We start from the raw sequence: 19,936 nt of genomic DNA, 5'->3' as shown, positions 1-19,936 counted from the left end.
GGCGCAAAGCCCGGCTAGACTTGCGACCTATATGAGCGTGCTCCACCTCCTTGGAACGGCCGGCGAAGGCGGCGCAGAGACGTACTTCGTCGACCTTGTCGCGGGGCTTGCCCGCGCGGGCGTTCGCCAGGCCGCCGCCATCCGTCGCAATGCGAATCGGCAGGCCGCCCTGGCCGCCGCCGGCGTACCCACCGAGACGTTCCGGTTCGGCGGCCCGATCGACATTCTGACCCGGCCCAAGGTCGCCGGCTTCGCCCGCAGGCAGGACGTGAGGCTGTCCCTGGCCTGGATGAACCGGGCCGCGCGGCATACCCCGGCGGGCCCGGCGCGGATCGGCCGGCTGGGGGGCTACTACAATCTCAAATACTATCGCGGCTTCGACGAGCTGGTGGCCAATACCGAGGACATCGCCGAGTGGATCGTCGGACAGGGGTGGCCGGCCGGCAAGGTCCGCCACATCCCCAACTTCGCCGCCGCCCCGCCCGAGACCGCGCCGGCGGAACGGGGCCCGCTGAACACGCCGGCCGACGCGCCCCTGCTGCTGTCCATGGGCCGGCTGCACGACGCCAAGGCCCATGACGTCACGCTCCAGGCTCTGACCCAGATCCCCGACGCCTTCCTGTGGATCGCCGGCGTCGGCCCGCAGGAGGCCAAGCTCAAGGCCATGGCCGCGGCCCTGGGCGTGGCCGACCGGGTGCGGTTCCTCGGCTGGCGCACCGACGCCTCGGCCCTCTATCGCGCCGCCGACATCTGCGTCTTCCCCTCGCGCTACGAGCCCCTGGGCAATGTGGTGATCCAGGCCTGGGCCCACGGCCTGCCGGTGGTGGCCGCCGCCTCTCAGGGGCCCGCAGCGCTGATCCGGGACGGCGAGGACGGCCTGCTGGTCCCAGTGGACGAGGCGCAGGCCCTGGCCGCCGCCATCACCCGCCTGCTGGCCGACCCCATGCTGCGCATCCGCCTGGTGCAGAATGGCTCGGATCGGGTGGAGGCGGAGTTCTCCGAGGCCGCCGTCGTCGCCCAGTGGCGCGCCCTGTTCGCCGACTACGGAGCCGCCTGATGTGCGGCATCGCCGGGGTGCTGCACGGGACGGCGTCGGCGCGTCCGATGATCGAGACCCTCACCCACCGCGGCCCCAACGGGGTGCGCACCGAGCAGGTGCGCGGCGGCTCGGTGGCCCACGCGCGCCTCTCGATCATCGACCTGGAGGGCGGCTGGCAGCCCCTGCACGCGGCCGGCGGCACGGTGATCGGCAATGGCGAGATCTACAACTATGTCGAACTGACCGCTGAGTTCGGACTGGAGGGTCAGCTCGCCACCGGCTCGGACTTCGAGCCCCTGCTGCACCTCTATGCCCGGGAAGGGCCGGCGGCCTTCCAGCGCCTGCGGGGCATGTACGCCTTCTGCCTGATCGGCGCCGACGGCCGCACCTGGCTGGTCCGCGACCCCTTCGGCATCAAGCCGCTCTATGTGCTGGAGCAGGACGGCGCGGTCTATTTCGCCTCCGAACCCCGCGCCTTCGCCGGCCTGCTGGACGCCGAGCTGGACGCGGACCGGGCCCGCGACCTGCTGGCCTTCAACTACACGCTTGGCGAGGCGACCATCTTCAAGGGCCTCAAGCGCCTGGCCCCCGGCGAGATCGTCGAGGTGATGGACGGCAAGCTGCAAGCTCCCACGAAGCGCTCCTTCCTCTCCACGCCTCCGCCCCGCGCCGCAGGCGACGAAGCGGCGCTGATCGACCAGCTCGACGCGGTGCTGGAGGACAGCGTCAGGGTTCACCAACGGTCCGACGTGCCCTACGGCCTGTTCCTGTCGGGCGGCATAGACAGCGCCGCCATCGCCACCCTGATGTCGCGGCTGAACGCCCGGCCGGTCACCGCCTTCACCTGCGGCTTCGACGCGCCCGGCGCCAAGGACGAGCGGGGCCAGGCCGAGCGGGTCGCCAGGGCGCTGAACCTCGACTGGCGCGAGACCCGCTTCGACGAGGCCGACTTCTGGCGCATCCTGCCGCAGGTCGCCTGGGCCCTGGACGACCCCACCGCCGACTACGCGACGCTTCCCACCTACAAGCTGGCCGAGGCCGCCAAGGGAACCCTCACCGTGGTGCTCACCGGCGAGGGCGGCGACGAGCTGTTCGGCGGCTATGGCCGCTATCGCAAGGCCCTGCGCCCCGCCTGGCTTGGCGGCCGTCCCGCCGAGCCCCGCCCCGACGACGCCCAGGCGCTCGCCCGCTGGCGCGCCCAGGCCAGGCCCCCCGCCGGCCTCACCCGCCTGCAACAGGCCCAGTGGGCTGACATCGCCACCTGGCTGCCGGGCGACCTGCTGCTGAAGCTGGACCGCTGCCTGATGGCCCACGGGCTGGAGGGCCGCACGCCGTTCCTGGACCCCACCGTCGCCGACTTCGCCTTCCCCCTGCCCGACCGGTTCAAGGTGCGGGGGCGCTATGGCAAGTGGCTGGTGCGCAAGTGGCTGGAGCGGGTCTGTCCCGCCGCCGATCCCTGGGCCCGCAAGCAGGGCTTCACCGTCCCCGTGGACGCATGGATCGCGCCCCGCGCCGCCGACCTGGCCGAGCGGATCGGCAAGATCGGGGCGGTGCGCCGTGTGCGGACGCCCGAAGCGGTGCGCGCCACCTTCGAAGGGGGCGGCGCCGAGCGCTGGCCCCTGCTGTTCTTCGCCGTCTGGTCGCTGATCCATCTCGAGGGCGCGGCCCCCAACGACGCCCTGGCCCAGGTGGCCGGGACAATTTAATTATGGATTTCAAGGAGTTTCACATGCGCCGCCTTCTCTTCACCGCCGCCGTCGCCGCCCTCCTCTCCGCCTGCGGCCCCTCCCAGGCCGCCTCGGTCGAGACTCGTCCGCCCAACGCCCCCAACCTGAAACCGGCCTTCGAGAATCAGACCCGCGCCCCGGAGATGAAGGCCGGCGTCGAATACGAGGTAAAGACCGTCGCCGAAGGCCTGGCCAACCCCTGGGCCATCGCCTTCCTGCCCGACGGCAAGCTGCTGGTGAGCGAGAAGCCGGGCCGCCTGCGCATCGTTGGCGCGGACGGCGCGCTGAGCGAGCCGGTCGCGGGCCTGCCCGCCGTCTACGCCAAGGGCCAGGGCGGCCTGCTGGGCCTGGCCATCGACCCGGCCTATGCCAAGAACGGCCTGATCTACTGGAGCTACGCCGAGAACCCCGAGGGCAAGATGACCAACACCGCCGTCGCCCGCGGCAAGCTGGTGGTGGCCGCCGACGGCACGGCCAAGGTCGAGGCGGTCCAGGTGATCTTCCACCAGGCGCCGTCCCTGGAATCCACCCTGCACTACGGCGGCCGCCTGGTCTTCGCGCCAGATGGCAAGCTGTTCATCACGCTGGGCGAGCGCTCCATCCTGGCGGGCCGGATGCAGGCCGAGCGGCTGGACGGTCTGCTGGGCAAGGTGGTGCGGCTGAATTCCGATGGCTCGGTCCCAAAGGACAACCCCTTCGTCAACACCGCCGGCGCGCGGCCCGAGATCTGGGCCCTCGGCCTTCGCAATGTCCAGGGCGCGGCCCTGAACCCAGCCACCGGCAAGCTGTGGACCGTCGAGCACGGCGCCCGCGGCGGCGACGAGGTCAACATCCCCGCCGCCGGCAAGAACTACGGCTGGCCCACCATCACCTATGGCATCGAGTACCAGGGCGGCCCCATCGGCGCCGGCATCTCCGCCAAGGACGGCCTGGAGCAGCCGATCTACTACTGGGACCCGGTGATCGCCCCCTCGGGCATGGCCTTCTACAACGCCGGCCTGTTCCCCAAGTGGAAGGGCAGCCTGTTCGTCGGCGGCCTGGCCGGCAAGTCGGTGACGAGGCTCACCCTCGACGGCGAGAAGGTGGTGGGCGAGGAGCGCATCGCCACCGAACTCAATGAACGCATCCGCGACGTGGTGGTCGGTCCCGACGGCGCCCTCTACCTCGCCATCGACAGCGCGGAAGGCCGCATCCTGAAGCTGGTCCCGAAGGGGTAGCTCACACACCGCGACGTCATCCCGGCCGCAGCGAAGCGGAGAGCCGGGAGCCAGGGGCTGCAATCACCCCCCTGGGTCCCGGGTCTCCCTGCGGTCGCCCGGGATGACGGCGAACTACGCCGCCACCTTCGCCAGCTCATCGCGCGCCTCGATGGCGATCTGGAACGAGCGAAGGCGCGCCTGGTGGTCGAAGATCTGCGAGGTGACCATCAGCTCGTCGGCGCCGGTGCGGGCCACGAACTCGGCCAGGCCCTCCCGCACCGTGTCGGGCGAACCGATGATCGCCTGGGACAGGGCCGAACTCAGACCCGCCTGCGCCATCGGATCGAGCCGCTCGCCATAGCCCTCCACCGGCGGCGGCAGAGGGCCGGGCTGGCCGGTGCGCAGGTTGACGAAGGCCTGCTGCAGGGAGGTGAACAGGAACCCCGCCTCCGCGTCGGTGGGGGCGGCGACGATGTTCAGGCCCAGCATCACGTGCGGCGCGTCGCTATAGGCCGAGGGCTGGAACTGCTGCCGGTAGATGGCGATCGCCGGCATCATCTGGGCGGGCGCGAAGTGGCTGGCGAAGGCGAAGGGCAGGCCCAGATGCGCCGCCAACTGCGCCCCGAACAGGCTCGACCCCAGGATCCAGACCGGAACCCGCGTCCCCTCGCCGGGCACGGCGCGGATCGCCTGGTTGGGCTGGGCGGGCTCGAAGTAATGCAGCAGCTCCATCACATCCTGCGGGAACTGGTCGGCGTCGCCGGTCAGGGTCCGGCGCAGGGCGCGCGCGGTGAGCTGGTCGGTCCCCGGCGCGCGGCCGACGCCCAGGTCGATACGGCCCGGATGCAGAGCCGCCAGCGTCCCGTACTGCTCGGCGATCACCAGGGGCGCGTGATTGGGCAGCATGACGCCGCCGGCCCCCACCCGGATGGTGCGGGTCCCCGCCGCCACGTGGGCGATCACCACCGAGGTCGCCGCGCTGGCGACGCCCCGCATATTGTGGTGCTCGGCCAGCCAGTAGCGGTTGTAGCCCAGGCGCTCGGCGTGGCGGGCGAGATCGAGGGTGTTGCGCAGCGACTGGCCAACGTCGCTGCCCTGGAGGATCGGCGAGAGGTCGAGAACGGAAAGCAAGGTCATGGGGCCCATATGGGGAGCCCCGCGCCCAGCGTTAGAGGTTGAGCCGCGAGACCACCTCTTGCCCGATCGCCAGGGAGCTGGTCAGGCCCGGACTCTCGATGCCGAACAGGGTGACCAGGTTGGCCATCCCGTGCTTCTCCGGCCCGTCGATGCGGAAGTCCGGCTGCGGTTCGCCCGGCCCATGCAGCTTGGGGCGGATGCCGGCATAGTCAGGGGCGAGCGCCCCGTCCGGCAGGCCCGGCCAGAACTTGCGGATATAGGCGTAGAACTCCGCGGCGCGGGCTGGATCGACGCTGTAGTCCAGGGTGTCGACGAACTGCAGGTCCGGCCCGAACACCGCCTGGCCGCCGAGGTCGCGGCGGTAGTGGGTGCCCAGCGCGCCGGGGATCGGCGGCGGATAGATCAGCCGGGCGAAGGGCGCCTTGCCCGACAGCCGGAAATAGACCCCCTTGCCGTAGTGGCCCTCGGGGATCTCCGCCTTCGGGAAGCCCTCGATCTCGGCGGCGACCGCCTGGGCCGACAGCCCGGGCGCGGTCACCAGGATGCGACAGGTGAGCGTGGTCGGCTCCGCCCCGCCGGCCCGCACCGACCAACCGCCGCCGGCGATAGGGCTCGCGCCCTCGAAGGGGGTGGAGGTCACCACCGCCCCGCCGCCGGCCTCGATCTCGCCCTGCAGGGCCAGCATGTAGCCGTGGCTGTCGAAGACCCCGCTCTGCGGCGACACCAGCGCGCCCTCGCATCTCAGCTCGGGCTCCAGGGCCAGGACCTGGGCCTTGGTCATGTGGGCCATGCCCTCGACGTCGTTGGCCTGGGCCTGTTCCAGGATGGCGTCCAGCCGGCCGACCTCTTCCACCGTCGTCGCCACCACCAGCTTGCCGCAGCGGTCATAGGCGACCTTGTGGCTGTCGCAGAAGGCGTAGAGGGCGCGGCGCCCCTGGACGCACAGCCGCGCCTTAAGCGATCCCGTCGCGTAGTAGAGCCCGCCGTGGATCACCTCGGAATTTCGCGCCGACACACCCTCGCCGATGATCGGCCCGGCCTCCAGCACGGCGACCACCAGGCCGCGCTGGGTCAGGGCATAGCCACAGGCCAGGCCCACGGCGCCCGCGCCCACCACCACCGCATCAAAATCGAAATCCGCCATGGCTTGGTGGGTAGACGATGAGGCGGGTCACGCCAAGCCGGGCCCGATTGATATGACGAGTTCCGCAGGGCGCGCCGCCTGACCTTGGCGAGGCAAACCGCGTGACCGGACCGCCGACACCCGGGCTCGCCTTGCCCCTGCCGCGCCGCCGCCGCAAGGTCGCGTCCTGAGTGGAGACCACGACCCTGACCGACACCGCCGCCGATCCCCGCGCCCCCGCCGGCGAGCCCGAACTGCGGCGGACCATCGGCCTTGGCCAGATGGTGTTCTACGCCTCCGGCTCCATGCTTGGGGCGGGCATCTATGGCCTGGTAGGCAAGGCCGCCGGCGAACTGGGCTCGGCGGTGTGGCTGGGGTTCCTGGTGGCGGCGGTTGCGGCCCTGCTGACCGGCCTGTCCTATGCGGCTCTGGGCTCGCGCTATCCCCGCGCGGCGGGCGCAGCCTTCATCACCCATCGGGCCTTCGGAAACGGTCTGCTGACCCATGTGCTGGGCCTGGCGGTCGCCTGTTCGGGGCTCGGCTCCATTGCCGCCGGTTCCTGGGTGATCGGCGCCAATCTGCAGCGCGTTCCCTTCCTGTCGGAGGTCCCGGTCACGGTCCTGACCCTGGCCTATCTCGTTCTGATGGCCGGCATCGTCTATCGCGGCATCCGCGAGAGCATGTGGGCCAACGTCGCCTGCAGCATCGTCGAGGCCGGCGGCCTGGCCCTGATTATCCTCGTGGGCGCAAAGTACTGGGGCTCGGTCGACCTGTTCCAGACCCCGGCCAATCCGGACGGCGGCGGGCTGCTGATGGTGCCCCCTCTGTTGCTGGTCCAGGGCGCGGTGCTTACCTTCTTCTCCTTCGCCGGCTTCGAGGACACGCTGAATGTCGCCGAGGAGGTGAAGAACCCGCGGCGCACCCTGCCCCTGGGTCTGGTCATCGGCATGGTCCTGGCCTGCCTCCTCTATGTCGGCGTGGCCATCACGGCGGTCTCGGCTGTCCCCTGGCAACAGTTGGCCGACGCCAAGGCGCCCCTCGCCGACGTCATGGCCAAGGCGGCGCCCTGGTTCCCAGGCTGGGCCTTTGTGGTGATCACCGTGGTCGCGGTCGCCAACTCGGCCCTGATCAACTACGTCACCGCCTCGCGCCTGCTCTACGGCATGGCCCGGGACGGCCGACTGCCCGCCCGCCTGGCCCGGGTGCACCCGCAGCGGCGCACGCCGCACATCTCCATCGCCCTGATCCTGGTGGTGTTGATGGCGCTCACCCTGTCCGGCGACAGCGCCGAACTGGCGGCGGCCACCGTCCTGCTGCTGCTGACCATCTTCGTGGTGGTGAACGCCGCCCTCGTGGTCCTGCGGCTGCGCAAGAACGAGGCGCGCGGGGGGTTCGAGGTGCCGCTGTTCGTGCCGATCGCCGGCGCCATCGTCTGCCTGGCCCTGCTGGTGGTGCGCATGACCTCGGGCGACTGGAAGGCGCCGCTGATCGCCGGCGTCCTGCTGTTGGGGTCAGCCGCGCTCTATCCCCTGGTCAGGCCGAAATAGCGCTATAGGCTTTGCGCGCCGGGGAGAGGACCTATCGCATGCCTGAGACAGACGCCGTCGGCCTGACCCTTACCGGCGCCAGCCCCCAGGCCGCCGCCGACTACAGGCAGGCGGTCAGCCTCTATCACAGCCTCTACGGCGCGCCCTTGCCGCTTCTGGAACGGGCCATCGCCGACAGCCCCGGCTTCGTCATGGCCCACGTGCTGAAGGCCGACATGCTGCTGGTGGGAACCTCCCCCGACGTGGCGGCGATGGGCGCCGCCGCCGTCGACGCCGCCCGCGACCTGACTGCCACCGACCGCGAGCGTGGCCACGTCGCCGCAGCAGTGCAGATGGCCGCCGGCCAGTTCACCGCCGCCGGCCGTATCCTGGAGGACGTCTCCATCGCCCACCCCCTGGACGGGGTGGCGCTGCAGTCCGGCCAGCTGATGGATTTCATGCTGGGCGACAGCCGCATGCTGCGCGACCGCATCACCCGCGCCCTGCCCGCCTGGTCAACCCAGACGCCGGACTACCACGCCATTCTCGGCATGCTGGCCTTCGGCCTGGAGGAGACCGGCCTCTACGACCGCGCCGAGGCCGCCGGCCGCGAGGCCATCGCGCTTGAGCCCCGCAACGCCTGGGCCCAGCACGCCGTGGCCCATGTGCTTGAGATGCAGGACCGGCGCGCCGACGGGATCACCTGGATGCGCACCGAGAACCCCGCCTGGCAGAAGGACAGCCTGTTCGGCGTCCACAACTGGTGGCACTTGGCGCTCTTCCACCTGGGCCTGGGCGAGACCGAGGAGGCCATGGCCATCTATGACGGCCCGATCACCGGCGATGGCTCGGACATGGCCTTCGACCTGCTGGACGCCGCGGCCCTGCTCTGGCGGCTGAAGCTGGAGGGCGCGGCCACGCAGGACCGGTTCGTGAAATTGGCAGACGCCTACGAAGGCAAGGGGGGCCTCGGCCTCTCGGCCTTCGACGATGCCCACGCCATGATGGCCCTTGTCGGCGCCGGCCGCGACTCCGCGGCTCGGGATCTGATGGCGAGCCTGGAGGCCGCCGCCGCCGGGGCCGGCGATAACGCCATGATGACTAACGACGTTGGCCTGCCGGTCGCCCGCGCCCTGGTCGCGTTCGGCCAGAACCGCTTCGCCGACGCCGCCGACGACCTGCGCACCGTCCGCAGCCGCGCCCACCGCTTCGGCGGCAGCCACGCCCAGCGCGACGTCATCGACCTGACCCTGATCGCCGCGGCGCGGGCCTCGGGCGAGACCAGCCTGGAGCGGGCCTTGATCGCAGAGCGCGTGGCGGCGCGGCCCTGACGAAATCCTTCTCCCCTTGCGGGAGAAGGTGGCCCTGCGGAGCAGGGTCGGATGAGGGGTCGAAAGACCTCTCGGATTAGGGCGTTTCAGAAAGTGCGGAGGGGGGAGCGTGACCCCTCATCCGTCGGGCCTTCGCCCGACACCTTCTCCCGCAAGGGGAGAAGGAAAATCTGCTACCCCCACTGCGCCCAGAGCGCCGTTTCCTGCGCCCTGGCCTTGGTGACCGAGGCGGGTGGGCGTAGCCTTCGGCTCCGGTAGCTGACTATCCGCGGCGGGGTCCGAACTTGACGTTGATGCGCTGGGTCTTGATTTACGCCGTAACAAGCGCGCTCATTTTCGTCGGCATATTCTCAATCAACGCTGAGCGTCGTTCTCATTTCGGCAAGGTCGGAGAGGTCTCCGAGGGTGTCGTGACCGCCCTCACCTGCGACGATCACGCGACACTTGCTTACGCTTACACCCATGACGGCAGGACCTATTCGGGCGCCGACCTAAGTCCCGACGACTGCCCCACCTACCGGGTCGGTCAGACGCTCCCGATCTGGATAACGCGCGGCCATCCTGAGCGCAGTCGCCTGTCTGATCCCGGCGACATGCTCGCCAAGGACCGGGAGGACGCGCTGTTTGGCGCAGCTTTCCTCGGCTTCTTCCTTGTCCTCGCAGCGCGCCTGGGCCTCAAGCGCAGACGTTAGGTTGCCCACTGAGCCCAGAGCGCCGCCTCCTGCGCCCTGGCCTTGGTGACCGAGGCGTCCTTGATGTGGCCATAGCCGCGGATCTGCTGCGGGATCTGGGCGATCTGGACGGCGACCGGCATCTTCTCTGACGACAGCCCGGCGAGGATCTTGTCGATCCCCGCCTCGTACTGCGCGATCAGGCCCCGCTCCATCCTGCGCTCCTCGCTGTAGCCGAACAGGTCGAGGCCCGTGCCGCGCAGGCCCTTCAGCCGGGCCAGCACCGGGAAGCCCAGGTCCAGCATCCAACCGCCGAAGGCGATCTTCTTCGGCCGGCCATTGGCGTCTCTCGGCGCAATGATCGGCGGGGCGAGCCAGACCTTGGCCTTGCCGCCCTTGAAGGTCCCGTTCTTCTCGGCCTCGAAACGGCCGTCGGAATAGAGCCGGGCCACCTCGTACTCGTCCTTGTAGGCCATCAGCTTGTAGAGGTTCACCGCCACCGAGCGGGTCAGGACCTCGGAGCCGAAGATCGCCTCGGCCTTGGCCACCTGGTTCACCCCGTCGAGATAGCGCTTGGCATAGGCCGCGTTCTGATAGGCGGTCAGCTCCTTGGCGCGGTGAGCGATCAACTCGGCCAGCGGCATGGTCTCCGGCGTCGGCGTATCGGCCTCGGCCTTGCCGCGCTCGGCCGGATCGTGGGCGACGCGGCGGCCCAGTTCGAAGGCCTGCAGATTGGCCTCGGCCTGGACGCCGTTCAGGCGGATGGCGCGATAGACCGCGCGGCTGGAGATCGGGATCAGCCCCTGCTGCCAGGCGAAGCCCACCATGATCATGTTGGCGTAGATGGCGTCGCCGAAGTGGGTCTCGGCCAGGTGGTGGGCCGGGCACTCGTCGTAGCTCTTGGTCGCCGCCGAGATCCGCTTGGCCATGTTCCCCGCGTCGAACCGCACATCGCGGTCGGTGACGAAGTCGGCGGTCGGCGCGAAGTCCTCGTTGCCGCAGGCCACGGTGCGGTCCTTGGCGTAGAGCGACAGAGCGTCTGGCCCCGCCGCCGAGAGGATGTCGCAGGCGATCAGCACATGGGCCGAGGCGGCGGGCACGCGGCCGCCGACGACCGTGTCTTCCTCCTGGCCGATGCGGACGTGGGAGAATACCGCCCCGCCCTTCTGGGCCAGGCCGGTCATGTCCACCACCGAGGCGGCGCGGCCGTCCACATGGGCGGCCATGGCCAGGATCGAGGCGACGGTGGTGACACCGGTTCCCCCGATGCCGGTGAAGACGATGTTCTTCACCCCCTCCAGCGGCTCGAAGGCCGGCAGGGGCGTGGAGTCGGCCGTCAGCGCCGGCAGGGCCTTGGCCTGGGCGTTCTCGCCGCCTTCGATGGTGACGAAGGAGGGACAGAAGCCGTCGAGGCAGGAATAGTCGGTGTTGCAGCTGGACTGGTTGATCTTCCGCTTGCGGCCGAACTCGGTGTTCAGCGGCTCGACGGAGACGCAGTTGGAGACCTTGGAACAGTCGCCGCAGCCCTCGCAGACCAGGGGATTGATGAACACCCGCCGGGTGGCGGTCTCCATGGCCCCGCGCTTGCGCCGCCGGCGCTTCTCGGTGGCGCAGACCTGATCATAGAGCAGGACCGTCGTACCGGGCGTGTCGCGCAGCATCTTCTGCACCGCGATCAGCTCCGAACGCGGCCTGACCTCGACGCCGGGCGCCAGGTCGGTGACGTGGTCGTAGCGCGTGGGGTCATCGGCGACGATCACCGTCTTGGCGATACCTTCCGAGGCCAGCTGGCGGGTGATCTGGGCGGGGGTAAAGCCGCTCTCGGCCTGTTGGCCGCCGGTCATGGCCACCGCGTCGTTGAACAGCAGCTTGTAGGTAATGTGGGACTTCGCGGCGATCGAGGCGCGCACGGCCAGCGAGCCGGAGTGATTGTAGGTCCCGTCCCCCAGGTTGGCGAAGACATGGTCCTCGGTGGTGAAGGGCGCCGACCCGACCCAGGTCAGGCCCTCGCCGCCCATGTGGCTGTTCAGGTCGGTCTGGGGGTCGGAGAAGCTGGCCATGTAGTGGCAGCCGATGCCGGCCAGGGCTCGCGACCCCTCGGGAAGTCGCGTCGAGGTGTTGTGCGGGCAGCCCGAGCAGAAGAACGGCTTGCGCTGCTGTTCGGCGGCCAGCGTCACCGCAGCCATCGAGGCGGCCGACACCCGGCTCAGATAGTCATGCACCCGGTCCATGTGCGGGCCGGGCGGCAGGCGGTCGGCGATGGCCAGCGCCACCTCGGCCACCGACAGCGAGCCCAGCTGCGACAGCAGGGGATGGCCCACCTCGTCGGTCTTGCCGATGATCCGGGGCCGGGCGTGGGCCGGCAGGTCGTAGAGGGCGGCGCGGGCCTGGGTCTCGATCAGCGGGCGCTTGTGCTCGATCACCATCAGGGTCTCGAGACCGGCGGCGAAGGCCCGGAGGCCCTGGGGCTCGAGCGGCCAGGGCATGCCGACCTTGTAGATGGAAACGCCCAGGCTGGCGGCCTCCTCGAAGGAGATGCGCATGGCCGCGAAGGCCTCGATCACGTCCTTGTAGGCCTGGCCCGAACAGACGATGCCCAGGCGCGGCCGGGCGGCCGGCAGGACCACCCGGTCGATCTTGTTGGCCCGCGCAAAGGCCAGCGCGGCGGGGAGCTTGTGGGTGCGGAGCCGGCGCTCCTTGTCCAGCGGCTGGTCCTTCAGCCGGATGCCCAGGCCGCCGGCCGGTATCGTGAAATTGGTCGGCAGGACGAACTTGTGGCGGGCGAGGTCGACGTCAATGGTGACCCCGCTATCCATGGTGTCGGCCAGCGCGATCAGCCCGACCCACAGGCCGGAATAGCGCGACATGGCGTAGCCGAGCAGGCCGTAGTCCAGCACCTCCTGCACATCGGCCGGCGACAGCACCGGCATCTCGAAGTCCTGGAAGGCGAACTCCGACTGCGACGGCAGGGTCGAGGACTTGCAGGTATGGTCGTCCCCGGCCACGGCCAGGACGCCGCCCTTGGGGAAGGTCCCGGCGAAGTTGGCGTGCTTGAAGGCGTCGCCGGTGCGGTCGACCCCGGGGGCCTTGCCGTACCACATGCCGTAGACCCCATCGAACCGGGCGCCGGGGAACAGGTTGGCCTGCTGGCTGCCCCAGACGGCGGTGGCTGCCAGGTCCTCGTTGAGGCCTTCCTTGAAGACCACCTCACAGGCCTCGAGATGTTTCTTCGCCCGCGTCGCCTGCTGATCCAGGCCGCCCAGCGGTGACCCGCGATAGCCGGAAAGGAACCCCGCTGTGTTCAGGCCCGCCGCCTGGTCCAGGCGGCGCTGATCCATCAGGACCCGCAGCAGGGCCTGCACGCCGGTGATGAAAACCCGGCCCTGGCTGAGCAGAAATTTGTCGTCTAGCGTCACATCCTGGTGCCGCATCGCAATTTCTTTCCTTTTGGGTTCCCTAACGAGGTTAGAAGATCATATAAGTGCGCCGCAATTGCTTGCTAAAGGCGTGCCCCCTGACAGCGGTTCCGGGGCACGAATGAGGCGCAATTGCACCAAGTGTGGGAGGAAAACTTGTCTGAGGCCCTCGACGCCGTCGATGCTAAGATTCTGGATCTGATCCAGCATGACGCCGGCCTGTCCGTCGCCGAGATCGCCGAGCGGGTCGGATTGTCCTCCAGCCCCTGCTGGCGCCGTATAAAGCGGCTGGAAGACTCCGGGATCATCCAGCGCCGGGTCACCATCCTGGACCGCGAGTTGCTGGGCCTGGGCTTCGAGGTCTACTGCACCGTCAAGCTCAGCCTGCCCACCAAGGACAATCTCAACGACTTCGAGACCGCCATCACCAAGCTGGCCGAGGTGGTGCAATGCGCCACCGTCACCGGCTCGGCCGACTACGAGCTGCGGGTGGTCACCCGCGACATGCACGCCTTCGACGACTTCCTGCGCGACAAGATCCTGTCGCTGGGCCTGGTCTCCAACATCGAGAGCCGGATCGTCATCCGCTCGGTGAAGAACACGACCGCCGCGCCGCTCGGCCTGGTGAGTCCGTATGTGAGCGCCCACAGCTAAGAGACCTCCCATGATCGACCTGGTCATTGAACAACGCCGCAAGGACCTGGGCGGGTTCGAGGTCGGCCGCGTCCTGCCGTTCCATGCCCACCGGATGGTCGGCCCCTTCATCTTCTTCGACCACATGGGCCCGGCCGATTTCACCGCCGGCTTCCCGCGCAGCGTCGACGTCCGCCCCCATCCGCATATCGGCCTGTCCACCGTCAGCTACCTGTTCGAAGGTCAGATGACCCACCGCGACTCCGTCGGCGCCACCCAGGTGGTGAACCCCGGAGAGGTGAACTGGATGACCGCCGGCCGCGGCATCACCCACTCCGAGCGCTTCGAGGACCTGCGCGCCCACGGCGGCCGCATGGACGGCATCCAGACCTGGGTCGCCCTGCCCGACGGCCAGGAAGAGATCGATCCGGCCTTCTACCACCACGACGTCGCCGACCTGCCGACCCACGAGGAAAACGGCATGTGGGCCCGGCTGATCGTCGGCAAGGCCTTCGGGGCGGAGGCCAAGGTCAAGACCCACTCGCCGATGTTCTATGTGCACTGGGCCCTCGCCGCCGGCGCCAAGGCGCAGCTGCCCGCCGAGTATCCCGAGCGCGCGGCCTATGTGGCCCGCGGCGAGGTCGAGGTGCTGGGCCAGACCTATCGCGAAGGCCAGATGATCGTCTTCAAGCCCGGCGAGCCGGTGCTGTTCACGGCGATCACGCCGGCCATCGTCATGCTGCTGGGCGGCGAGCCGGTGGGCCCGCGCTTCATCGAGTGGAACTTCGTCTCCTCGTCCCAGGAGCGCATCGAGCAGGCCAAGGCCGACTGGCGCGCCGGCCGCATGAAACTTCCGGACGCCGACGACCAGGAATTCATCCCCCTGCCCGAGCCGAGCCCGCCCGCGAACCCGATGTCCTGACAACCGTCGTCCCGGCTCTCCGCTGCGCTGCGGCCGGGATGACGTGGACTTAGGCCAGGGCCTTCCGGGTCTGATCCCAGTACTGCCAGCCGGTGATCAGGGTCACGATCGCCGCGATCCACAGGGTGGTGTGGGCGAACAGGGTCACCGGCTCGCGGATGGACGGGTCGGCCGGCAGCTGGAAGGCGCCCCAGGAGGCCACCAGAAGCTCGGCGCCCAGGGCCACCAGCTGCAGCGTCGTCTTCCACTTGGCCAGCATCGTCACCGGCAGCTTGATGCCCTTGCCGGCGCCGACCTCGCGCAGGGCGCTGACCGTGAACTCGCGGAACAGGATCAGCCCCACCGGCAGCACCACCGCCGGCTGGGGGCCGAGCGCCATCAGGCCCAGGATCGCGCCGGCCACCAGCACCTTGTCGCCGATCGGATCGAGGATCGCGCCCCAGACCGTCACCGCGTCCAGCTTGCGCGCCAGCCAGCCGTCGAAATAGTCGGTCACCGCGGCGATCACGAAGGCCCAGAAGGCGAACCGCTGCAAAGCAAACTGAGTGTCGGGCGTCAGGGTCTCGCTGACATAGGGCACGCCGCCCGCCGCCGCAGCCAGGGCCACGAACATGAGGACCGTCAGGATCAGGCGGCCGGTGGACAGGATGTTGGGCAGGGACTTCATCATGGCAGTCTAACGCTCCACTCCAGCTTCCGTCGCTAGCTCTTGCGGAAGAAGTCGAAAATCCGCTGGGCGAGGGGTTCGCTGACGCCGTCGACCTTCATGATGTCATCCACCGAGGCTCTGGAAACCCCGCGGGCCGAACCAAAGGCATGCAGCAGGGCCCGCTTGCGGCCCGGCCCCACCCCCTCGATCTCGTCCAGCGGGTTCTTCTTCATGTCGATGGAGCGCTTGATGCGGTGGGTGCCGATGGCGAACCGGTGAGCCTCGTCGCGCAGGCGCTGCAGGTAATAGAGAACGGGCGACTTGGGCTCGAGCATGAACTGCGGCTTGCCGGCCACGTGGAACCGCTCCAGCCCGGCGTCTCGGTCGGGCCCCTTGGCCACGCCGACCACCGGGATGTCGTCCACGCCCAGATCGGCCATCACCTCCATCACCGCCGAAATCTGGCCGGCGCCGCCGTCGATCAGCACCAGGTCGGGCCGCGGGCTGGAGGCCTCGCCGCTCTCCTCTTCCTTGACCATCCGGCCAAAGCGGCGGCGCAGCACCTCCTTCATCATCCCGAAGTCGTCGCCGGGGGTGAGGTCCGTGCCCTTGATGTTGAACTTGCGGTACTGGTTCTTCTGGAAGCCCTCGGGCCCGGCCACGATCATGCCGCCGACCGCGTTGGTCCCCATGATGTGGCTGTTGTCATAGACCTCGATCCGCTCGGGCGGCCCGTCCAGTCCGAAGGCCTCGGCCACCCCGGCCAGCAGCTTACCCTGGGCCGAGCTCTCACTCATTTTGCGGCCAAGCGCCTCGCGGGCGTTGGTCAGGGCGTGATCCACCAGCCCCTTCTTCTCGCCCTTCTGCGGCCGGCTGATCTCCACCTTGCGGCCGGCCTTCAGCGTGAAGGCCTCGTTCAGCAGCTCACGCTCAGCGGGCTCCACATTGGCCAGGATCAGGCGGGGGATCGGCTTGTCGTCATAGAACTGGCCAAGGAAGGCGCTCATGACGTCTGTATCCTCGTCGGACTTGTCGACCCGGGGGAAGTAGGCGCGGTTGCCCCAGTTCTGGCCGGCCCGGAAGAAGAACACCTGCACACAGGCCTGCCCGCCCTCGGCGAACAGGGCGAAGACGTCAGCCTCGTCCAGGGTTTCGGGATTGATCTGCTGTTCCTGGGCCACCGAGGCCAGCGCGCGGATGCGGTCGCGCAGGCGGGCGGCGCGTTCGAACTCCATGTCGTCGGAGGCCGCCTGCATCTCGCCCGACATCTTGGAGATCACCGCCCGGCTCTTGCCGCGCAGGAAGTCCTCGGCCTGCTCCACCAAGGCCGAATAGTCCTCCAGGCTCACCAGCCCCGTGCAGGGCGCGGCGCAGCGCTTGATCTGGTGCAGCATGCAGGGCCGGGTGCGGCTCTCATAGACGCTGTCCGAGCACGACCGCAGCAGGAAGGCCTTCTGCAGGGTGTTCAGCGTGCGGTTCACCGCCCAGGCGCTGGCGAAGGGCCCGAAATAGTCACCCTTGATGGTGTGCGCGCCGCGATGCTTGCGTAGCTGGGCGGCCGGATGCTCGCGCCGGATGACGATCTCGGGGAAGCTCTTGTCGTCCCGCAGCAACACGTTGAAGCGCGGCTTCAGTTGCTTGATCAGGTTGATTTCGAGGAACAGGGCGTCGGTCTCCGTGCGGACCGTGACGAACTCCATGGACCGGGTCAGGTCCACCATCAGGGCGATGCGCTGGGTATGGAAACGCCCCTGCGCGTACTGGATCACCCGCTTCTTCAGCGAGCGCGCCTTGCCCACATAGAGCACCTCGCCGTCCTCGCCCATCATGCGGTAGACGCCTGGCGCGTCCGGCAGGCGCTTCACCTGATCCTTGATGAGCTCCGCGCCCTTCAGGGGCGCCAGGGTGGTGTCCGTCGGCATGAGGCAGATATAGGCGAGTCCGCGTTCCGGCGCAGCGCCGCCGCGACGTTTCGTCAGACTCGACCTCGTGGGAGATGCGCCCATGTAGCGTCTTGAGTTAAGACGAGATCTCTGGATCGAGCCCGCGGGGTTCAAGGTGTGCGGGACGACGCGTTGCAGAAGATCGATTTCGAGGCCCTCTTCGACACCCTCCCGAGCCCGTACATGGTGCTGGATCGCGAGCTTCGATACGTCGAGATCAACCAGGCCTATGCCGCCACCGTGGCGCGCGCCCGGCAGGATCTGATCGGCCGACACATCTTCGAGGCCTTTCCTGATAACGGCGAGAGCGGCCGCCTGCTGCGCGCCTCGTTTCAGCGGGTGATCGACACCGGCCAACCCGACACCATGGCCCTGATCGGCTATGCCATCGAGCGTCCCGCCAGCCAGGGCGGCGGAATGGAGATGCGCTACTGGTCAGCCGTCCATACGCCGCTGTTCGGCGACGATGGCGGCGTCGCCTTCGTTGTTCAGAACACCGTCGACGTCACCGAACTCCAGACCCTGAAGCAGATGGCCAGTGGTGAGGCTCCGGCTCCCATCGAGACCAGCCTGCTGCAACGGGTGCAGGAGGTTCAACGGGCGAACCTCTCCCTGTTGCAGGAGACGAGCGAACTTCGCGACATCTTCCGCCAGGCGCCGGGCTTCATGGCCGTGCTGACCGGCTCAGACCTCACCTTCACCTTGGCGAACGACGCTTATCAGCAGCTGATCGGCCACCGACCGGTCATCGGCCGCCCGGTCGATCAGGCTCTGCCGGAGGTGCGCAGCCAGGGCTTCGTCAGCCTGCTGGAGAGCGTGATGGCGACCCGCGAGCCGTTCATCGGCCGCGCCGCCAGCGTGGTTCTGCAACGCACGCCGCAGGGGCCGCCGGAGGAGCGGTTCGTCGACTTCATCTACCAGCCGATCCTCGGCCCCGACGGCGAGACGGCTGGCGTGTTCGTGGAGGGTAGCGACGTCACCGACCGGGTCCGCGCCGAAGAACAACAGAAACTGCTGCTGGATGAGCTGAACCACCGGGTGAAGAACACCCTGGCCACCGTGCAGTCGATCGCCGCCCAGACCCTGCGTACCAGCCCCGACCCCACCGAGTTCCGCCATGCCTTTGAGTCCCGGCTGATGGCGCTGTCCTCCACCCACGACCTGCTGACCGCCTCCAGCTGGCGCGGCGCGGACCTGCGCGACATCCTGCAGGCGGAGTTCCGGCCGCACGGCGTCGAGCGCTACAAGCTGGACGGCCCCGACCTCGGCCTCTCGCCGGCACGCGCCCTGGCGCTGGGTCTGCTGTTCCACGAACTGGCCACCAACGCCGCCAAGTACGGCGCGCTCTCCAGCCCAGAGGGTTGCGTGAAGGTGCGCTGGAGCGTTGAGGACGTCGACGGAGACCACCGCCTGGTCATCGGCTGGACAGAGGAGAAGGGCCCCAAGGTCGGCCCACCGACCCGCAAGGGCTTCGGCTCACGCCTGATCGAGCGCAGCCTGAAGGGCGAGCTCCGCGGTGAGGCCACCCTGGATTATCTCGAAGACGGCCTGCGTTGCCGCGTGGTCCTTCCCCTGGATTAGGCGGTCCGCGGCTTGGTCTTCGCGCCTGGCGTCTGGCCGATGTAGTCGATCAAGGCCCGGCTCGGCGCCCAGCCCAGCAGGCGGGTCTTGCTGGTGTCGATGTCGGCGCTCATCCGGTTGCCGGCCACCTCGGGCCCCATGACGATCTCGCCGCCGAACATCTGCGCCACTTCGAGGATGGAATAGGCCCGGCTGTCGCCCAGGCCGAAGTCATCGCCCTCGCCGCTCTCGCCCACCAAGACCAGGCCTTCGACGATGTCGTCGATATGGGTGAAGTTGCGCTTCTGGGTGCCCGGCGCATTGACCCGCAGATGTTCGCCGGCCAGGCGGCGCTGGCGGAAGATCTCGATCAGGGTGCCGTAGGCTCCGGCCCGCTCGCCCGGCCCATAGACATTGTAGAAATAGGTGATCGCGTATTTCAGCCCGTACCAGTCGCCGTAGTTGCGGACCATCTCGGTATTGGTGGCCTTGGTCCATGCATAGGGGCTCTGGTCGCGCCCCAGCCCGCCGTCACCGAACTTGGTGGAGGATCCGGCATAGAGCAGCTTGCAGCCCTTGGTGCGGCAGAACTCCAGCACCCCGAAGGTCCCCGCCTTGTTCAGATCCCAGACCACCGCCGGCTCCAGCAGGCTCTTCTCCACCCGGGAATACTCCCCCAGGTGGAAGACCATGTCCGGGGTTTCAGGCACGTGGGTCGCGATGTCCTTGGTGTGGCCCTCGCGATAGTCGACGCCGGCGACATGAGCGTCCTTCGTGCCAGCGAAATAGTTGTCCAGCGAGATCACCTCGTGACCCTCGGCCACGAGGCGCGCGCAGAGCTGCGAGCCGATGAACCCGGCGCCGCCGGTGACGAGAATGAGCTTGGCCATGAAGAGAGAATGCCTGGGAGGGTTTAAGGCGACCTTAGCCGGTTGGGTTTTGGCTGGCCCTTTCAGATGCTCCACCTCTGGGGAGCTGTCAGCGAAGCTGGCTGAGGGGGACTTTGACTCTTGTTCTTAGGGCGACGGCGGTCGACGACGTCGATCCCCCTCCGACCCGC

Annotated in this window: 15 protein-coding genes; 9 read left to right on the top strand and 6 right to left on the bottom strand. The window is 68.9% G+C overall.

The genetic code is table 11. The features are described 5' to 3' along the window. Window positions 1-31: 31 nt before the first annotated feature. The 3 genes from Q7J39_RS12120 to Q7J39_RS12110 are packed head-to-tail and all read left to right on the top strand — an operon-like array spanning window position 32 to window position 3,983. Window positions 32-1,057: a glycosyltransferase gene (locus Q7J39_RS12120; protein WP_304824964.1), complete on the top strand. Its 1,026-nt coding sequence runs from the start codon at window positions 32-34 to the stop codon at window positions 1,055-1,057. Next, window positions 1,057-2,745, top strand: coding sequence for an asparagine synthase (glutamine-hydrolyzing) (gene asnB / locus Q7J39_RS12115; protein ID WP_304824961.1), 1,689 nt, complete (start codon window positions 1,057-1,059; stop codon window positions 2,743-2,745). The genes Q7J39_RS12120 and asnB overlap by 1 nt, the downstream gene beginning before the upstream one ends. A gap of 23 nt (window positions 2,746-2,768) precedes the next feature. Next, entirely contained in the window at window positions 2,769-3,983 is a 1,215-nt protein-coding gene (locus Q7J39_RS12110; RefSeq protein ID WP_304824958.1) for a PQQ-dependent sugar dehydrogenase, read from the top strand. 114 nt (window positions 3,984-4,097) lie between these two features. Here Q7J39_RS12110 and Q7J39_RS12105 read toward each other — a convergent pair whose 3' ends face one another. Together Q7J39_RS12105 and Q7J39_RS12100 are read right to left on the bottom strand one after the other, a co-directional pair. Next, window positions 4,098-5,102, bottom strand: coding sequence for an LLM class flavin-dependent oxidoreductase (locus Q7J39_RS12105; RefSeq protein WP_304824955.1), 1,005 nt, complete (start codon window positions 5,100-5,102; stop codon window positions 4,098-4,100). Window positions 5,103-5,133: 31 nt separating this feature from the next. Then, the gene (locus tag Q7J39_RS12100; protein WP_304824952.1) at window positions 5,134-6,246 is read right to left on the bottom strand and encodes an NAD(P)/FAD-dependent oxidoreductase; all 1,113 of its coding nucleotides are present in this window, start codon (window positions 6,244-6,246) and stop codon (window positions 5,134-5,136) included. A 170-nt stretch (window positions 6,247-6,416) separates the two neighbouring features. Here Q7J39_RS12100 and Q7J39_RS12095 point away from each other — a divergent pair, with 170 nt between their 5' ends. From Q7J39_RS12095 to Q7J39_RS12085, 3 genes are all read left to right on the top strand, one after another. Next, a complete protein-coding gene (locus Q7J39_RS12095; protein ID WP_304824949.1) occupies window positions 6,417-7,772 on the top strand; it encodes an APC family permease in 1,356 nt (451 codons plus the stop codon). Between the two features lie 38 nt (window positions 7,773-7,810). Next, the gene (locus Q7J39_RS12090) at window positions 7,811-9,082 is read left to right on the top strand and encodes a tetratricopeptide repeat protein (protein ID WP_304824946.1); all 1,272 of its coding nucleotides are present in this window, start codon (window positions 7,811-7,813) and stop codon (window positions 9,080-9,082) included. Window positions 9,083-9,366: 284 nt separating this feature from the next. After that, the gene (locus Q7J39_RS12085; protein WP_304824943.1) at window positions 9,367-9,774 is read left to right on the top strand and encodes a hypothetical protein; all 408 of its coding nucleotides are present in this window, start codon (window positions 9,367-9,369) and stop codon (window positions 9,772-9,774) included. Here Q7J39_RS12085 and Q7J39_RS12080 read toward each other — a convergent pair. Next, entirely contained in the window at window positions 9,771-13,184 is a 3,414-nt protein-coding gene (locus Q7J39_RS12080) for an indolepyruvate ferredoxin oxidoreductase family protein (RefSeq protein WP_304824940.1), read from the bottom strand. The genes Q7J39_RS12085 and Q7J39_RS12080 overlap by 4 nt on opposite strands. Window positions 13,185-13,325: 141 nt before the next feature. Here Q7J39_RS12080 and Q7J39_RS12075 point away from each other — a divergent pair, with 141 nt between their 5' ends. Together Q7J39_RS12075 and Q7J39_RS12070 are read left to right on the top strand one after the other, a co-directional pair. Further along, window positions 13,326-13,823 (top strand): Lrp/AsnC family transcriptional regulator, encoded by a 498-nt coding sequence (locus tag Q7J39_RS12075; RefSeq protein ID WP_215341736.1) that lies wholly within the window; start codon window positions 13,326-13,328, stop codon window positions 13,821-13,823. Between the two features lie 10 nt (window positions 13,824-13,833). Further along, entirely contained in the window at window positions 13,834-14,724 is an 891-nt protein-coding gene (locus Q7J39_RS12070; protein WP_304824935.1) for a pirin family protein, read from the top strand. A gap of 49 nt (window positions 14,725-14,773) precedes the next feature. On the opposite strand, the gene pgsA is transcribed toward Q7J39_RS12070, so the two are convergent. Continuing rightward, window positions 14,774-15,391, bottom strand: coding sequence for a CDP-diacylglycerol--glycerol-3-phosphate 3-phosphatidyltransferase (gene pgsA / locus Q7J39_RS12065; RefSeq protein ID WP_304825041.1), 618 nt, complete (start codon window positions 15,389-15,391; stop codon window positions 14,774-14,776). A 35-nt stretch (window positions 15,392-15,426) separates the two neighbouring features. Then, window positions 15,427-17,295 carry an excinuclease ABC subunit UvrC gene (uvrC, locus tag Q7J39_RS12060; protein ID WP_304824929.1) on the bottom strand — a complete coding sequence of 623 codons (1,869 nt, stop codon included), beginning with the start codon at window positions 17,293-17,295 and terminating at the stop codon, window positions 15,427-15,429. Window positions 17,296-17,448: 153 nt separating this feature from the next. Between uvrC and Q7J39_RS12055 the strand changes: the two genes are divergently transcribed. Next, the gene (locus tag Q7J39_RS12055; RefSeq protein ID WP_304824926.1) at window positions 17,449-18,897 is read left to right on the top strand and encodes a sensor histidine kinase; all 1,449 of its coding nucleotides are present in this window, start codon (window positions 17,449-17,451) and stop codon (window positions 18,895-18,897) included. On the opposite strand, the gene Q7J39_RS12050 is transcribed toward Q7J39_RS12055, so the two are convergent. After that, window positions 18,894-19,766, bottom strand: coding sequence for an NAD(P)-dependent oxidoreductase (locus Q7J39_RS12050; RefSeq protein WP_304824923.1), 873 nt, complete (start codon window positions 19,764-19,766; stop codon window positions 18,894-18,896). The two genes, Q7J39_RS12055 and Q7J39_RS12050, sit on opposite strands and share 4 nt — an antisense overlap. Between the last annotated feature and the right edge of the window lie 170 nt (window positions 19,767-19,936).

It is taken from the genome of Phenylobacterium sp., assembly GCF_030651185.1.
GTDB lineage: Bacteria > Pseudomonadota > Alphaproteobacteria > Caulobacterales > Caulobacteraceae > Phenylobacterium.
The sequence above is the reverse complement of the archived record's forward strand: the minus strand, read 5'-3'. Positions and strand labels throughout refer to the sequence as shown.

Excerpts from the sequence above, each read along its gene's own strand:
- Q7J39_RS12120 (WP_304824964.1), top strand. The coding sequence starts at position 32 with ATGAGCGTGCTCCACCTCCTTGGAACGGCCGGCGAAGGCGGCGCAGAG.
- asnB (WP_304824961.1), top strand. The coding sequence starts at position 1,057 with ATGTGCGGCATCGCCGGGGTGCTGCACGGGACGGCGTCGGCGCGTCCG.
- Q7J39_RS12110 (WP_304824958.1), top strand. The coding sequence starts at position 2,769 with ATGCGCCGCCTTCTCTTCACCGCCGCCGTCGCCGCCCTCCTCTCCGCC.
- Q7J39_RS12105 (WP_304824955.1), bottom strand. The coding sequence starts at position 5,102 with ATGACCTTGCTTTCCGTTCTCGACCTCTCGCCGATCCTCCAGGGCAGC.
- Q7J39_RS12100 (WP_304824952.1), bottom strand. The coding sequence starts at position 6,246 with ATGGCGGATTTCGATTTTGATGCGGTGGTGGTGGGCGCGGGCGCCGTG.
- Q7J39_RS12090 (WP_304824946.1), top strand. The coding sequence starts at position 7,811 with ATGCCTGAGACAGACGCCGTCGGCCTGACCCTTACCGGCGCCAGCCCC.
- Q7J39_RS12080 (WP_304824940.1), bottom strand. The coding sequence starts at position 13,184 with ATGCGGCACCAGGATGTGACGCTAGACGACAAATTTCTGCTCAGCCAG.
- Q7J39_RS12070 (WP_304824935.1), top strand. The coding sequence starts at position 13,834 with ATGATCGACCTGGTCATTGAACAACGCCGCAAGGACCTGGGCGGGTTC.
- pgsA (WP_304825041.1), bottom strand. The coding sequence starts at position 15,391 with ATGAAGTCCCTGCCCAACATCCTGTCCACCGGCCGCCTGATCCTGACG.
- uvrC (WP_304824929.1), bottom strand. The coding sequence starts at position 17,295 with ATGCCGACGGACACCACCCTGGCGCCCCTGAAGGGCGCGGAGCTCATC.
- Q7J39_RS12050 (WP_304824923.1), bottom strand. The coding sequence starts at position 19,766 with ATGGCCAAGCTCATTCTCGTCACCGGCGGCGCCGGGTTCATCGGCTCG.